This is a genomic window from Parapedobacter pyrenivorans, assembly GCF_014636865.1.
GTDB lineage: Bacteria > Bacteroidota > Bacteroidia > Sphingobacteriales > Sphingobacteriaceae > Parapedobacter > Parapedobacter pyrenivorans.
Window position 1 is genome coordinate 1,299,249 of sequence record NZ_BMER01000001.1, and the last position, 15,037, is coordinate 1,314,285.

General features: G+C 50.0%; 13 protein-coding genes. 3 read left to right on the forward strand and 10 right to left on the reverse strand.

The annotated features are described in order from the left end of the window. Positions 1-65: 65 nt before the first annotated feature. The 8 genes from IEV98_RS05135 to IEV98_RS05170 form a co-directional block, all read right to left on the reverse strand. Positions 66-1,391: a M20 metallopeptidase family protein gene (locus IEV98_RS05135; protein ID WP_188504816.1), complete on the reverse strand. Its 1,326-nt coding sequence runs from the start codon at positions 1,389-1,391 to the stop codon at positions 66-68. A 5-nt stretch (positions 1,392-1,396) separates the two neighbouring features. Then, positions 1,397-2,677 carry a 3-keto-disaccharide hydrolase gene (locus IEV98_RS05140; protein ID WP_188504817.1) on the reverse strand — a complete coding sequence of 427 codons (1,281 nt, stop codon included), beginning with the start codon at positions 2,675-2,677 and terminating at the stop codon, positions 1,397-1,399. Then, a complete protein-coding gene (locus IEV98_RS05145; protein WP_188504818.1) occupies positions 2,674-3,984 on the reverse strand; it encodes a Gfo/Idh/MocA family protein in 1,311 nt (436 codons plus the stop codon). Before IEV98_RS05145 ends, IEV98_RS05140 begins: the two co-directional genes overlap by 4 nt. A gap of 13 nt (positions 3,985-3,997) precedes the next feature. Then, positions 3,998-4,993, reverse strand: coding sequence for a polysaccharide lyase (locus IEV98_RS05150; RefSeq protein ID WP_188504819.1), 996 nt, complete (start codon positions 4,991-4,993; stop codon positions 3,998-4,000). A 196-nt stretch (positions 4,994-5,189) separates the two neighbouring features. Next, positions 5,190-5,969 carry a transcriptional repressor AgaR gene (agaR, locus tag IEV98_RS05155; protein WP_188504820.1) on the reverse strand — a complete coding sequence of 260 codons (780 nt, stop codon included), beginning with the start codon at positions 5,967-5,969 and terminating at the stop codon, positions 5,190-5,192. Between the two features lie 60 nt (positions 5,970-6,029). Continuing rightward, positions 6,030-6,941 (reverse strand): hypothetical protein, encoded by a 912-nt coding sequence (locus IEV98_RS05160; protein WP_188504821.1) that lies wholly within the window; start codon positions 6,939-6,941, stop codon positions 6,030-6,032. Beyond that, positions 6,931-8,046 carry an amidohydrolase family protein gene (locus tag IEV98_RS05165; protein ID WP_188504822.1) on the reverse strand — a complete coding sequence of 372 codons (1,116 nt, stop codon included), beginning with the start codon at positions 8,044-8,046 and terminating at the stop codon, positions 6,931-6,933. The genes IEV98_RS05160 and IEV98_RS05165 overlap by 11 nt, the downstream gene beginning before the upstream one ends. Positions 8,047-8,069: 23 nt before the next feature. Further along, a complete protein-coding gene (locus tag IEV98_RS05170) occupies positions 8,070-9,086 on the reverse strand; it encodes a D-alanine--D-alanine ligase family protein (RefSeq protein ID WP_188504823.1) in 1,017 nt (338 codons plus the stop codon). Positions 9,087-9,257: 171 nt separating this feature from the next. On the opposite strand from IEV98_RS05170, the gene IEV98_RS05175 reads away from it, so the two are divergent. Genes IEV98_RS05175 through IEV98_RS24400 form a run of 3 tightly spaced genes read left to right on the forward strand, consistent with a single transcriptional unit; the run spans position 9,258 to position 13,296 of the window. Continuing rightward, the gene (locus IEV98_RS05175; protein WP_229738584.1) at positions 9,258-10,493 is read left to right on the forward strand and encodes an SIS domain-containing protein; all 1,236 of its coding nucleotides are present in this window, start codon (positions 9,258-9,260) and stop codon (positions 10,491-10,493) included. Positions 10,494-10,531: 38 nt separating this feature from the next. After that, positions 10,532-11,482, forward strand: a complete 951-nt coding sequence (locus IEV98_RS05180) for a carbohydrate kinase family protein (protein WP_188504824.1) — start codon at positions 10,532-10,534, stop codon at positions 11,480-11,482. Next, positions 11,479-13,296, forward strand: coding sequence for a ketose-bisphosphate aldolase (locus tag IEV98_RS24400; RefSeq protein WP_229738585.1), 1,818 nt, complete (start codon positions 11,479-11,481; stop codon positions 13,294-13,296). The genes IEV98_RS05180 and IEV98_RS24400 overlap by 4 nt, the downstream gene beginning before the upstream one ends. A 15-nt stretch (positions 13,297-13,311) precedes the next feature. On the opposite strand, the gene IEV98_RS05195 is transcribed toward IEV98_RS24400, so the two are convergent. Together IEV98_RS05195 and IEV98_RS05200 are read right to left on the reverse strand one after the other, a co-directional pair. Then, entirely contained in the window at positions 13,312-14,169 is an 858-nt protein-coding gene (locus tag IEV98_RS05195) for an N-acetylglucosamine kinase (protein ID WP_188504825.1), read from the reverse strand. 46 nt (positions 14,170-14,215) lie between these two features. Then, complete coding sequence (locus IEV98_RS05200; RefSeq protein ID WP_188504826.1) at positions 14,216-15,013, reverse strand: DJ-1/PfpI family protein; 798 nt, start codon at positions 15,011-15,013, stop codon at positions 14,216-14,218. Positions 15,014-15,037: the final 24 nt, after the last annotated feature.

A 15,037-nucleotide genomic window follows, 5' to 3' on the forward strand; every position in this document is an offset into this window, starting at 1 on the left:
TGATTTTTTGTTTCAGTTGTCAGCACTTGTCCGCGTTGGCGGGATGGAGCCTTTACAGGCCACCGTCATCGGCGATCCGTTTGCTTTGGCTGCAGCAGCGAAAGGACTGCTGCACTCATGGTTTTCACGCCGGTGGGTATGCTTGGGCCGGGCTCCGGAACGTACAACGACCCGTGCAGCGGTGGCAATATCAGTTGGCCGGCAGCTGCCGCGGCCACGCGGTCTGGATGTACGGTGCCTAGCGAATAAATCATCGTGGGTATGGGCGGCTGCTCCCGTCCGTACCGTGCAAAATCCTCACCTACGAGTTCCCGGGGAAGCTCCAGCACATGCTGTTCGCCCAGTGTTTGGCGGAATACCGATGCCAGTTGCGCGGTCAACTTCGGATCGTTATACATGGAGGGGAAAAACTCGCCGTCATGCTTGATTTGTGGATATTCTTCCGGGGTCAGTCCCGCCGCATGCGCCTCGCCGTCACAAACGCGCTTTATTGCGTTCAAGAGGTGTTGGCGCGTCTGGTCTTCAAATGTGCGGACCGTAAGAGCGAGTTCCACTTCACTGGGGATGATGTTGCTGCGTGATCCGCCGTGAATGGAGCCTACACTGATGACCGCCGGTTCGGTCGGCGCGATCTCCCGGCTAATGATCGACTGGAGCGACAAGACAATCTTTGACGTCAACACGATCGGATCAATAGTCTGTTGCGGGGCGGCTCCATGCCCCCCTCGGCCCTTCACCGCGATATGGAGGTTGTCAATGCTCGCTAAAAACATGCCTGCATGATACCCTACCGTACCCGCGGGCAGTGTCGAGCTGACATGGAGAGCGAGTGCATAATCCGGTCTTGGAAATCGCGTAAATAACCCGTCGGCGAGCATGGCTTTGGCACCGATGCCAGTCTCTTCGGCAGGCTGTGCAACAAAAACAACGGTGCCGCGCCACCGGTCCCGAAGCTTCGATACAACCGACGCCGTACCTTTCCATACCGTCATGTGAACGTCGTGCCCACATGCATGCATGACACCGGGTGTCTTACTGGCGTAAGGAACGTTCGTAAGTTCCTCAATAGGAAGCGCGTCCATATCGGTCCGCACCATAACCACGGGTCCGTCGCCATTTTCCATCACCCCTACCACGCCATATCCACCTACCCGCTCGGTGACGTCGAAGCCCAGCGCGCGCAGCTCATCGGCGAGCAGCCGTGAGGTCTCCTTTTCCTGTTCCGAAAGCTCCGGGTGTTGATGTAACTGCTGGTATAAGGCAATCAGTTCTGGGGTTTCGGCTTGTACGATTTCAGCGATTCCGCTGGATTGGGGTTGCGCCGCCGCGTGCAGGCAAAATATCATTGCCGAAACCAAGCAACGGAAACATATGTTGATATGAGGTGTCATGAGGTTCAATCTAGCGGCTTGATGAATAAATTGGCGAATTGAAAGCGATTGTCATCCCAATGGTCGTCTTGAAGTGCGATAGGGCCCGCGGCCGCAATGCCAGGTAGCACTGCGTGGTCAATGACCACTTGGTCATTCAGCACCACGGTTATGTAATCCCCAACCATGGTGATGATCAGCCGATTCCATTCCCCAGCCGGTTTATCGGCTTTTGTAGTTGGTGTAACTGCAGCCCTAACCGCAGCCGGGAGGTTCGTATCCACGCGGTACCCATAGATTTCTCCGGAACCGATATACCGATTCCCGATGTTGATCTGGTTTTTCGAATGCCCTCGCAAGTAAATGCCGGTATCGCCGAAATAGGGTAAATCTACGGTTTTTGCAGAGCCGTCTTCGTTGAGTGCAGGCTCGCCGCTAGGCAGTATGACCGGCGCTGGCATCGTCTCCGGTTCGCGCGTAAACCGTACATCGGCGATGAGCATGAAATCCCTGAATGAAGCTTTGCTCCACAGGCACTTGTCCTTTTCCTCACTTTTGCCATCATAATCGATCAGCCAATCCCTTGCCACCCAATGCCCGATGTGTCCGGGTTTGAGATCCCAGTTTTCCAGTTGTTCCCCAGCAAACAGGGTTGTCCAGCCGGTACCGGCTGTGGCAATCTGATTGGCTTTTGGATGATGGGTAGGCAAGCGGTTAAGCCTGATGTTGCGATAGGCAATGGATGGGCCGGTAGCCGCAAACGCAATGTGCCCTTTCCGGGGCAGCGCAGCGGTTCCCCGGGCAATTTCCTTATCATTGACCGAAACCACAATTGTTCCGCCCAGGCATTCCAAGCGGTAGGTATTCCATAAACCACTCAGAACAATATCGCCCACGAAGCGGCGGGGTTTGATCGATGCACTGCCTGTCGCAGCGAGCCCCGCACGCAATGTCGGACCTTTGATCCCACGCGGAAATGGACTACCCACGGCAGGAAGGGCATCACTATGGATCAATAGCTCAGGAAGATCCTGTCCATTTACGGAAAACCACTCGAAATCAAGGATATAGTTCTCGTACATATCGTCAGTTCGCAGGTAGCCCGTGGGAGATCCTGAGCAGTATATTGCATTTTCTTCAACGATCCAGGTATCTTTGGCTGTATTGACATTGGTCCATCCCGTCAGATTATGGCCGTTGAACAGTAGGTCGGATTCGGCGTTCGCCGGCAATTGCCCGGCCAACACCGGCGTGGACATGGCGAACGTCAACGCAGCGGCCATCGGTAAGATAACGTGCACGTTCATAAAACCAGGGCTTGACCAGGTATCGGGATAGGGTATCGGCCCTCGTTGTCCGGCAGCGTGGGCGGAGCGGCATCCCACGCAAATGTTTCGGGTAGGATAGACAATTCCGAATTCAGGGCGTCTTCCCATTCGACCAGCTTTCCCGAGTGTGCTGCCATCCGGCCCAAGATCGTCGTCATCGTGCTCATCGCTGCCCATTCCGTGTCGTTCATGGGGGTGTTATCTCGAATAGCTGCAAAAAACTGGTCGTGTTGCAGCTGGTAGGAGTTCGCGCGACTTTCACTGCGCCACTGTCCGTTTCCTTGCAAGTCGCTTATCGTCTTGGCAGCCGCATCCGCTCGTCCCTCAGTACCGATAAACGTAGCGCCACCGCGGTTCCATGTGCCTGCAATGCTGCGGATCTGGCTGTTCAGCTTCGTGCCGTCGGCGTATTCGTATTCGATAAAAAAGGAGTCAAAAATATCGCCATATCCAGGCGCATAGGAGCCGCTGCGTCCGCCCATTCCCTGGGCCCTTACGGGATAGCCTCCCTTTACCCAATTGACAATATCGGTATTATGGATCTGGAGCGCGGCCGGCGACCCCGCCCAGAGCCAATTGAAATACCGCCAGTTTCGCATCTGGTATTCCATCTCGGTCTGTCCGGGCAGGCGGTCTACATGCCGTACCGGCCCGATCAAATAGTAGTCGGTCGCCGAAACGATTTCACCGATTTGACCCCCCTGCAATCGTTCTTTCAGCTCGATGAAGGCCGGGTCGTATCGATTCTGCAACCCTACGGATACTTTTAGGTTTTTCTGGCGGGCTGCCTCCCCTGCGGCTAAGACCTGCCGGATACCCTGAGCGTCTGAGGCAAGCGGTTTCTCCATGAACGTATGCTTACCCGCTGCTACAACGGCGTCGAAATGCAATGGCCGGAAAGCGGGGGGAGTTGCTAATATCACCACATCTGCCAGGGCAATAGCCTCCTTATACCCATCAAATCCAACAAACATGTGGCTTTCCGGCACCCGTACGGCATCCTTAATGTCTGTGATTTTAAGTAATGTACTGTGGGTCGTCGCCAGCTGATCGGCAAAGGCGTCGGCCATAGCCACCAGCTGGACGTTCTTGTCGGCCCGCAATGCGTTGACCGCGGCACCCGCGCCGCGGCTGCCACACCCGATGAGTGCGATTTTGAGTGTGTCACTGCCCGACAGGTGGCCGTTAGCCCGAACCGAATGGGTGCCCAATAGCGTTGCGCCTGCCAGCGCTGCGGAATTTTTCAGGAACGTCCTTCGGGATGAAGATAAATTGTCAGTATTCATCGAAATTAATTTGTTAGTGCCTAATCGGGCCAATGCGTTTGGTAGCAATGACCAGGTGGCTGTATTGTACATAGTTATGATGCCCTTCCGGGCTTTTCGTGTCGTAAAATTCAAACTTCACGTTGTTTACGTTGAGTCCGGGATGCGCGGCGTCACGCCACATGAATCCTTCAAACGGGTCTCCGTCAGCGGCGTGCGTAAATCGGTCCCGGTTCCAACTACCGCGCGGGCTGCCCGGTTTCCAATGGCCCATTTCCTGCCCATCATGCCATACCCGCAGTTCGCCGTCGTGTTTGCCGGGTGTATTCAACTTAACCATGAGTTCCACACAGATCCACTGGTCATAGGCGACGGATTTCCTTCCGGCATTGTTGATCAGGTAATTGCCGTAGCATTGGTCGCCAGCGGCATTTGACGCCCGCATCTCGGGCCAGTAAATATAAGTTTCCATTTCGCCATCTTGCCCGGTAATCGGTTCGTAAGATACGTTGAACCGCGTAGGCAGGTCGCATATGCCCGCGGTTCCATACGGCCAATCGGACGGCGGATCGTAACCGCCGATGCGGACACTGACGTGGTGGAAGTTATTTCGAGAAGCTTGCGGATACTTTACGTAGTAGCGAAGAAAAACGGTGTCATCGATCCCTGGAGCGAACCGTTTATACAAATGCCCACCGTCTGTTGTGCCCCCGTTGTTGGTGATGCAGATCGATTTACCGATATGACTCCCCGCAGGCGCGTCCGCTTCTAAAGACATATCCGCTGCGTTTTTGACATCGGTATACCGGGCAAATATCTCCTCAAGGTCCCCGTCGAATAGTTCGGCAAAGCGCACGTGGGGGTCGGTTTCGATACCCTTATCATTCGGGTATTGGTCGGCGAGCAGCGAGTCGGCTACTCCATTCTCCCGGTCGTCGTCGGTCCGTGCGCAACTTGTGGGCGCGCCCATATAGCTGATGGCCAACAGCAGCGTAATAACTGATCTTAAGAAGCCTAATCTTTTTTTCATAATTCAGTAATTTTGCGAAAGCTTACTAAACAGAAGTAAAAGTAAGGATAATTTTTTCAAAACATTTATTTTTTAACAAAAAAGAAAGGATAAAGTTATTGGTTCGGGTTGTAAAGAAAAGACAAGGGGGCTGATGAGGTCATCGCTCATCAGCCGCCGGTGTTATCGTGGGATCGAAAGAACGGCCAGTAAATCGCTACAAAGCGATAACCACCTCAATTCCGGCGTTTTCCAGTTTCCGCTTATCTTCTACGGGGATACCTTCATCGGTGACCACAACATCAATCTCAGCAATGGAGGCGATGAAGGCCAGGCTCCGCTTATTGAATTTGCTGGAATCGGTCACAACAATTACTTTTTTGGAAATAGCGATCATAATCCGGTTGAGATGCGCCTCTTCTACGTTTGGGGTGGAGAGCCCAAAGTCGGCACTGATCCCATCGACAGCGAGGAAAAGCTTATCACAAAAGTAATTTTTAAGACTGTCTTCGGCACCGGCACCCACCAAAGAGAGGGAATTTTTCCTCAAGAACCCACCGGGAACAATGACGGCCACATGCTCATGGTCGGCCAGTTGATTCACTACATTAAGGGCGTTCGTGATAACCGTCAACCCGGCAACACGCAGGTTTTTGGTGATTTCCAACGTCGTAGTACCCGAATCCAAGATGATTGTGTCTCCATCTTCAATGAGCTGGGCGGCGGCCTTGCCGATTCGGGATTTCTCCTCGTAGTGATGCCTATTCTTATCGGATAGTGTAAAATCTGCGCTCACGCGGTCCACTTTAATCGCCCCGCCCCGCGCCCGGATCAACATGTTTTTCTGCTCTAGCCGCGCGAGGTCGTTTCTGATGGTCACCTCGGTTACGCCTAGCTCCTTACTAAGGGAAATGACATCGACCTGCCCGTCTTGATCTAGTTTTTCAAGGATGATTACCCTACGTTGTACCGTGGATTTCTTATTTTTTACGCTCATCAGGATATTGCAATTTTCAAATACTTTCGAAAGTTAAAGATAAATTTTTAAAGTGACCCCTTATCTTGCGCAATTGCAACCGATCCGTTTGGTGGAAATCACAATATTGTCGAAATACCGTTCCTGATCTTGGACCGAGCCACTATTCCAGTAGTTCTCAAAAAACACGGCGTTTATTTTAAAATGATCCGGATTGCTATTCCAGTCGCCATGCCAGTTCATGCCAACGGCCTTGGCCTGCAATTCGTCATTGATCCAAAATTCGAACACGCCGTCATGTTGTCCCGGTGTGTTGAGTTTCATGTGGCCTTCGATACAAAACCATTCTCCCGCATATTTGTCACTGAATATCGGGGTCGTTCCGACGGCTTTCCCCAGATTCCAACGCAAGTTATCGAAGTCGTTATACCGGGTGGCCTTCAGTACGCCTTCCTCCGTAATTCCACTTGCGGGGTCCACCATAAGGTACCATTTTTCTGTAGACCAAATATGACCGATGGCCCCCTGTGCCCAGTCATCGTTGGCTATTACCGTGGCCCGCGTGAGTTTATCTCCGCCGCCGCCTCGCCAGCCTTCCTGAAGCTTGATGTCTATCCGCCAATAAATTTCATCAAAGTCCTGTTCCGGATTCACAGCATTTTTTCCGATATATTCACTCGGTGTCCGGCCTATTGATTTTCTCAGCGCACCAACATCAACATCACCCTTTTTGAAAACGGCTTTCATGCCCCGGCTACCATTGCGACCCACCGTGTCATCAAGCACAAATTTCCCACCGCCGTCCGCATATTCAAAGTATTTTTCGCTCAGTGCCAGATCGGCCTCAAAATCGTCACAGAAAATCGTTCCCGGAGGTGCCTGGTCACAGCTAAAGCAATGCGCGGTCAATTGCGCCTGTGTGTCTTTCCTCCCCAAGCAACCGTATAAGGCGGTACAAGAAGTCAGCAAAAGGAGTGGAATGTTAACGTTCAAGGCCTAATATCTTTAATGCATTCAATCGGTATACCTTTTCCAAAACACTCTTGTCGAGACCATAACCATTCATCGACCAGTGATACGTCGAAATCTGATGATCATAAAAATGCTCGTCTTCGGTTTCGAGGATCCGGATGGTGGTCTTGTACATGGCTTCTTCCACCCCCATGTCTGTGCCGTACACGATACGGTCAGCATACCGTTTATAGAATTTTGCAGTCGTTCGCGGGATGACCGATGTTTCTCCATACTGCGCTGCATTGTCTACGTAAAGGTTCGGAAACCGATCAAGCAGCAGTGCAAGTGACGCCAAATCATGGGAGAAATTAGCGTAGTGGCACGCAATAAAGGTGACTTGTGGGTTATCTCCAACCACATTAGCCAGTACCTCCATCATGCCCGCATGATCCACGATGGCTTCCTTGTCATCAAGACGCCATTTAAAGGCATTCATTAATCCATCATTCAGCGAATCCATGGGTTGGTACATCCAGATCGGATCTGCCACATGTATGCTTACCGGCAAATTCAGTTCGGCACATTTTTCCAGCAAAGGTTTCATTCGGGCGTCATCCGGATGCATACCCAGCGCCTTTTGCGGCTTGGAATACATTTCGCCCCAACCCTTGTCGCCAAGCTCGCCCACGCCTTTTGCTCCCACCGCTACACATCGTTCAAGCTCTTTGATCGCCGCGGGGCCGAATCCCGGTTGATCATATCCCGTATAATCGAATCCGCAAAACAAAATAAACCGGTCATTATATTTGGAATACACATTCACCAACGAGTCAAATCCGTTGCCGGTCTGGCCGGTGAGCAACACGGTCTTGGCGATGCCGAGCCTATCCATTGTCATGACCCATTCATCAATGCCTTCAAGCGTTTTCGGATAAGCATGCGAATGCATGTCGATCACGGGAAACGCTGCCCGCCCGATGGCGGTTTCCGCGGTTCTGTGGAGGGACCGGGGCTTAAAATCTTTCAGCAGCAGGCTTGTTGCCTTTTCGTTCTGCGGGGTCGCTCCTTTTTCGGATGTGTGTTGGTCGGTGGTACAGCCAAGTACAACGGCACTCCATACTAACATTAGGTGTATACGTTTCATAACGGACTTATTGTTGGTTTTTGTTATTCCTTAAGCGGCGTTTCCGTCGCGGCCTCGATCAATTCCTCGTAAAACAACGGTAGGTCCATGCCTGCAGCACGCACCTGCTTTGGAATGAAGCTATGGTCGGTCTGACCCGGAATGGTGTTAATCTCAATAAAATAGAACTTTCCAGTTTGATCTTCAAGAAAGAAATCAACCCGTACCATGCCCTTGCAGGCCAAGCGCTTATATACCGCAATCACCACCTCTTCCACCAAGCTGCGTTGATCTTGGCTCAGCAGTGCGGGTGTCATATCATTGGCTATTTCCGATAGATACTTGGTTTCGTAGTCAAAAAAACCATCGGCTACCATTACCTCGGTAATGGGCAATACAATCGTCTTATTGCCCCGTTTAAAAGCCCCGACAGAGAATTCCCTGCCGGTTACAAACTCTTCCACAAGAATCTGGTTGCCCGCGTTTTTCGTGCTGAATGCACGGTCCAACGCTACTGGCAGTTCCTCGGGCGATCTCACTTTGCTCATGCCGATGCTGCTGCCGCTGCAGTTGGGTTTTACAAAGTACGGCAGTCGGAGCCGCTCGGTGATTAGCCGTTTCGCCACGTCCCTTTCCGACTTGTCTATCTGTACAGACTTGGCAACAAACAGGTTTTCGATATCGGCCACCACCGCTTTTGTATACGCTTTATTCATGGTAATGGCAGATGTTGCCGCATCACACGATGTGTAGGGGATACCCAATAATTCCAGGTACGCCTGAACGTAACCGTTCTCTCCGGGAATGCCATGAAGCATGATAAAAGCAACGTCAAAATGAATGATCTCATGGGGTAGCTGTAGGGTAAAATCAGCACGGTTTACAGGGTGAGTATCCTGGTTTTCATCGCTGTATTCCCATCGGTCCTCAAAAACAACTATTTTGTACACCTCATACTTCGTGGCGTCGAGCATGCCTTCAACGAACGCCGCGCTCAATAATGAGATGGTAAATTCGTCGGTATAACCACCCGTAACCAACGCAATTCTTTTCTTTCGCATGTAAATGAATGATCAGTTAAAAAATCGTCACTATCGAACGGTGACTGCACAAACAAACGAAAAAAAAATATAAAATCAAATAATGTAAGGAAAAATAAAAAATATCAATAAATATAAAAGGAAATAAAAATTTATATATTTGCGTTTGAAACGTTAAACGTATTTAGGAAAATGGATAAAGAGCGTATAACTGCTGAAACCACAACGGAAAGAAAAACGTGGCTCGGAATGGATGGGATGCAATTGCGGGAAGCCGGCGGAACTTTTACTGCGAAGGAGATTGCACAGCAACCGCGATTATGGAAAAGCACCTGGGCGCTGGTCAACGAAAACAAATCAGCCCTACAGGCCTTTCTTGGTACCATATTCGCCTCCGAGGATATGGAAGTGATCTTGACCGGTGCTGGTACGTCTGCCTATATTGGTAGTATATTACGCGACCCTTTTCAGAAAGGGTCCCATAAGCATACATGGGCCGTGCCTACAACCGATCTGGTATCCCATCCGCATCACTACTTCCAGTCAGACCGCAGCTTATTACTCGTTTCGTTTGCGCGTTCAGGCAACAGCCCGGAGAGCGTTGCCGCTATTAATCTGGCTAATGCGTTATGTAAAAAGGCATTTCACCTCATCATTACCTGTAATACCGAAGGAGACCTGGCCCGTATGGGCGACCGGCCCGATTGTTTTGTTTTTCATTTGCCAGCGGAAACGAATGACCGCGGTTTGGCGATGACGAGCAGTTTTACCTGCATGTTATTAGCCGGACTCCTGATAACGCGCATAGACCGGATTCACCGCTATGAGGAAACCGTTTCACGTCTTGCAGATTATGGTAATCGCATTATCAGCCAATACACACAGCCGCTGAAGGACATGGCGTCGCTTGATTTTAACCGCGCCGTCTTCCTGGGCTCAGGCCCCCTGCAAAGCGCTGCCCAGGAATCACAGTTGAAATTGCAGGAGCTTACGGACGGTAAAGTGATTTGCAAACACGATTCATTTTTAGGATTAAGGCATGGACCCAAAGTGGTTATCGACCCCAAAACCCTTATCTTTTTCTTGTACTCCAATGATGATTACGTACACTTATACGAGGCTGACCTGGTCAAATCCATCTTAGCGACAGAGAAAGGGATTGGGCAGATCGGCATCAGCGAGTCTCCAGACAACGATCTACAAGCCACATTGGGCATTTACTTTTCCGGTTACGGAGAAAAAATAGAAGAGGACTTCCTATCCGTTTGCAGTGTCCTCCCCGCCCAAATCCTGGCTTTCTTTAAGTCGGTTAATTTGGGGCTCAAGCCCGATGCTCCATCAGCAAACGATACGATTACCCGTGTCGTGCAGGGCGTCACAATTTATCCATACCGTGCAGACCATATCCATGCATTTAACCGCTTATAAGGGTAATGACTATATTTATGGTCAGATCATAATCACGTATGGAAAACCAATTTGACGTCATCGTCGTCGGCGAACTAAATGCCGATCTCATCCTGAATCATATCAGCACCTTTCCGCAAATAGGTAAGGAAGTATTAGCACAGGATATGCAAGTCGCGCTGGGCAGTTCGTCCGCTATTTTTGCCAGCAACCTCAGTACATTGGGGGCAAAAGTGCTCTTCAAAGGGGTTACGGGATGCGATATGTTGGGCGATTTTGTTGTAAGCGAACTGGCTAAGCGCGGAGTCGATACTGCTGCCATCGTACGGAATGAGCAAACAAAAACGGGTGCTACCGTGGCGATGAACTTCGAAAACGACAGAGCGATGGTTACGTATCCGGGTGCCATGGAACAGTATGGTGCTGAAGACATCGATTCAGATTTATTGCGTCGCGCAAAGCACCTTCATATTTCGTCCGTGTTTTTACAGCCTGCGCTGAAACGCAACCTGCTCACCCTGCTAGACCAAGCAAAATCCGAAAACCTAACAACCTCACTCGATACGCAATGGGATCCCGCCGAGAAATGGGAACTCGATCTCGCGGCATTGCTGCCGTTGGTCGATGTCTTCCTTCCCAATGAAGCGGAGATTAAATGGCTTACCAATCAGCCCACGGTAGAAAGTGCTCTCCAGCACATTGGTGGCTATTCGAATACCGTAGTGGTAAAATTGGGTACACGAGGATCGGTATCCTGTCACAACGCGGTTCAAACGCATGTTCCGCCCTTTTTGAACAGTGAAGTAGTGGATGCCATCGGGGCGGGCGACAGCTTTAATGCGGGTTTTATCTATCGCTATCTCTCGGGGGCTACCATCAGCGATTGCCAGCGATTTGGCAACCTCATTGGCGCCATTTCCACGACAGCCCCTGGCGGAACAGGTGCGTTTACCAGCCGCTCTGCGGTAATGAAAAAAGCAAAAGATTACTTCAATTATACGGAAAAATGACCTTAACAGATAAGCTGCAAGCGCTTTATTCATCAAACGGCTGTTTACTGGCTACCAATTTTTATAACTTCGAAACGCTTTCCGGCGTAATGGCCGCAGCTTCCGAGCTGCAGCAACCGATCATACTGCAGGTCACCAAAGGATCGATCGATTATTTGGGGCTGTCTATGGCGGTGAGCATGGCTAAGTCGGCTTTGGCAGGCCATGAAGCTGGCGGCTGGCTCCACCTGGATCATGCCGAATCCTATGACTTGATCGCACGCTGTCTGGACGCCGGATTCGACTCCGTCATGATTGACTACAGCGAACGGCCATTTCATGAAAACGTGGTGATGACTAAAAAGGTGGTGAAACTCGCCGAGCAATACAATGCCAACGTAGAAGCCGAACTCGGTTATGTTGCCAAACTCGGCCAGACGAAAGCGAAGCTCGGCTTTACCGAACCGGAAGAAGCCAGGCAGTTTGTGTACGATACGGGCGTACATGCACTGGCCGTTGCCATTGGCTCGGCCCATGGTTTTTACACGGAAACACCCAAGCTCGATCTGGAACGGCTAAGTGCGATCAAGGAAGCCACAAAAATCCCACTGGTGCTTCATGGCGGCTCCGGCATTCCAGCTAATGTATTGCAGGAATCGATCCAGCGGGGGATATGTAAAATAAATTTAGCCACAGAGATCAAAGACACGTTTATGCGTAACCTGAAACGACTGCTCTCCGAAAGTGACGAAATTGACCTACGGAAAGTATTCCCTCCCGCTACGCAAGCCGTGTCGGCATTGGTAAAAGAAAAGCTCGAAACTGTGGCAGGGGATTATACCCTTGAAGATTTTCCAGCCGTACCCAAGTATGACGTCCACACCCATGCAAATATACCGGATGGGAGGCTTGTTGAATTTTCGAAGTCGGACAATTTCAAACTATTGAGTATAAATCTGATTGCACCCGGGTTTCCGCCGTTGGAAGAACAACTTGCGATCAGCGTGGCGCACCTGGGCGACTACCGGGGCGATTTTGCCTTTGCCTGCAACTTTCCAGTCAACGATTGGGAGCACGAGGACTGGGCCGCTTCCACAATCGCCCGCATCGAGCAAGCACGCGCCGCAGGCGCCGTTGCCGTGAAAGTATGGAAAAACATCGGTATGGAATTGCGAGACACGTCCGGCAAGTTCATCATGATTGACCACCCCAGGTTCGACCCGATCATGGCGCATTTGGTTCGTCATCAAATCCCGCTTATCGGCCACTTGGGTGAGCCAAGAAATTGCTGGCTACCCCTTGAAGAAATGACGGTTAGCAGTGACCGAAGTTACTTTTCGGACTACCCGCAATATCACATGTTTTTGCATCCATCCTTTCCGTCATACGAGGAGCAAATAGCAGCCCGGGACCGCTTACTAGCAAAATTTCCCCAGCTTCGCTTCGTAGGCGCGCACTTAGCCAGTCTCGAGTGGAGTGTTGACGAATTGGCGAAGCGGTTAGACGCCTATCCCAATATGATGGTTGATACGGCCGAGCGGATTTGCCACTTGCAGCATCAAGCCGTTTCGGATTGGCAGCACGTGCGCGACTTTTTTATGGCTTACCAAGATCGAATCATGTACGGAACGGATATCGTAGATGACGGCAGTGAGGAGAGCGAAAGCTTCCGGCAACGTATAAACACGATCCGAAAACGGCATTGGCAATTTTTCACCACAACCGGGTTGATGGAAGCACCAAAAGTAACCGGTGCGTTTCGAGGGATGGGTTTACCTCGATCCGTGGTTGATAAGATCTATCGTATCAACGCAGAAAAAACCTATTTCGCCTGATGTGCTAAGCGGGGTTTAGCTGGCTTGGGCAGCGCCGAGATGAAATTTAACTAAGTCATCTATCGGCGAGCGTATAATCTGACCCATCTCCATGCCGTATTTCTTTACGGTGTCTTCAAGGATGTTCCTGAATGTATAGGCGACTGACCCGATGCAGTTAAACGAATAGTCGCGATATCCGGGGTAATTACTGACCAGATTTCTAAAGAAATCCTCAAACGCGGATTGTACAATCGCCTTGGAATACTCCACGTTGACCGTATTGTCATACACAAACTTACTAAAGCTTGCGCAAAACCGATTAGCAAGCGGTTTGGAGTAAACGGCATCCATCACCTCATCGGGGGTAAGGCCATAGATCTCCCAAAACTTTTCACGGACTTCCAGGGGCATATAACCCCTCACATAATCCGTTAAAATTTTCTTTCCCATATGACACCCGCTACCCTCATCACCCAGTATGTACGCGGCCGAGTCGATATGATGAGTAATCACCTTGCCATCATATATACAGGAGTTGGTCCCCGTTCCCAGTATCGCTACAAACCCCGGCTGGTGAGCAAGTAGTGCTCTGGCGGCGGCCAAGAGATCGTGTCCAACGAACACCGATGCCCCGGTAAATACCGAACTGATGGCTTGGCTGACAATGCCTGCTTTGCTTTCGCCGTGCACACCGGCTCCATAATAATTTACCTCGGTTATCTGCTCTAGCGGAAGATCCGAAGGCAACGCCTTTTTTAACGAGCTAATAATATATGAAGTATCTACAAAAAAAGGATTATACCCCTCCGTATTAAAGTGTATTTTGTTGCCATCTTCATTAATGAGACACCAATTGGTCTTTGTAGACCCCCCGTCTGCGACAATAATCATAAGTCGTTGATATATCAATACAATAATGGCTTGCAAGATACGATTATTACTGGTTATTGTTTCCTAAATATTCAGTTAGCGCCGCTAGATATCGTTGGTTAAACGCACTTCCCGAAAACGGATTCTGGCTGGTCACCAAATTTCTGTCTTTTACCGCATAGTTTGCTTTTGGTAGTCCGCTGCTGTATTTTAGGCCCAGTTTTCTTAAATTCTTTGCTATTTTTCTGTCTTTGGGTTTCCCTTTCATAATGAAACGCTCAATGACAAACTCTTCAAATGGCGAGACCGAGTTGACGTTAAAACCGATGTATGGGTTCTCACCTTTCGGGATAGTTAGTATCAGGCTTGGTGCATGGCAAATCAGCCCCGTGGGTTTATTTTGCTTTGCGAAGTACGTTAAGAGAACGGGTATGTGACGATCATTTTTCAGGTCTACCATTAAGCCTTGCCCGCCTGGAATGATTAAACCTATATATTCAGATCTTCGCTCAATAGCCTGTTCAAGTGTTTGAGGATTATTAAACAAATGATCGGTCTTCGTGAATATTAACGCCTCGGTTTTTACTTCCATGTTGTTTTTCCAGTATTTATCGTTAATGCTTTCTTCGTCTATTGTTGCGACGATGCCATTCGGCGTTGCAAAATCTACGGTATATCCGGCTTCAGTCACCGATTTATAGGCAAGATAAAACTCATTCAAAAAAACGCCAGTTTGTCGCAGTTTTTCACCATGGTTTAATTCCAAGGTGTCTGCTGCACTCATTACAAACAGTATTTTGTTGTTTTGGGCAGAAACCGTGTTGGATAAAAGCACTCCTGCTGCAATTAAATTCTTGATTTTCATTTTATACGTTTTTAATAATGCCGA

What these genes read in the sequence shown, in the direction of transcription:
- IEV98_RS05135 (WP_188504816.1), bottom strand. Translation starts at nt 1,391, where the DNA reads ATGACACCTCATATCAACATATGTTTCCGTTGCTTGGTTTCGGCAATG.
- IEV98_RS05140 (WP_188504817.1), bottom strand. Translation starts at nt 2,677, where the DNA reads ATGAACGTGCACGTTATCTTACCGATGGCCGCTGCGTTGACGTTCGCC.
- IEV98_RS05145 (WP_188504818.1), bottom strand. Translation starts at nt 3,984, where the DNA reads ATGAATACTGACAATTTATCTTCATCCCGAAGGACGTTCCTGAAAAAT.
- IEV98_RS05150 (WP_188504819.1), bottom strand. Translation starts at nt 4,993, where the DNA reads ATGAAAAAAAGATTAGGCTTCTTAAGATCAGTTATTACGCTGCTGTTG.
- agaR (WP_188504820.1), bottom strand. Translation starts at nt 5,969, where the DNA reads ATGAGCGTAAAAAATAAGAAATCCACGGTACAACGTAGGGTAATCATC.
- IEV98_RS05165 (WP_188504822.1), bottom strand. Translation starts at nt 8,046, where the DNA reads ATGAAACGTATACACCTAATGTTAGTATGGAGTGCCGTTGTACTTGGC.
- IEV98_RS05170 (WP_188504823.1), bottom strand. Translation starts at nt 9,086, where the DNA reads ATGCGAAAGAAAAGAATTGCGTTGGTTACGGGTGGTTATACCGACGAA.
- IEV98_RS05175 (WP_229738584.1), top strand. Translation starts at nt 9,258, where the DNA reads ATGGATAAAGAGCGTATAACTGCTGAAACCACAACGGAAAGAAAAACG.
- IEV98_RS05180 (WP_188504824.1), top strand. Translation starts at nt 10,532, where the DNA reads ATGGAAAACCAATTTGACGTCATCGTCGTCGGCGAACTAAATGCCGAT.
- IEV98_RS24400 (WP_229738585.1), top strand. Translation starts at nt 11,479, where the DNA reads ATGACCTTAACAGATAAGCTGCAAGCGCTTTATTCATCAAACGGCTGT.
- IEV98_RS05195 (WP_188504825.1), bottom strand. Translation starts at nt 14,169, where the DNA reads ATGATTATTGTCGCAGACGGGGGGTCTACAAAGACCAATTGGTGTCTC.
- IEV98_RS05200 (WP_188504826.1), bottom strand. Translation starts at nt 15,013, where the DNA reads ATGAAAATCAAGAATTTAATTGCAGCAGGAGTGCTTTTATCCAACACG.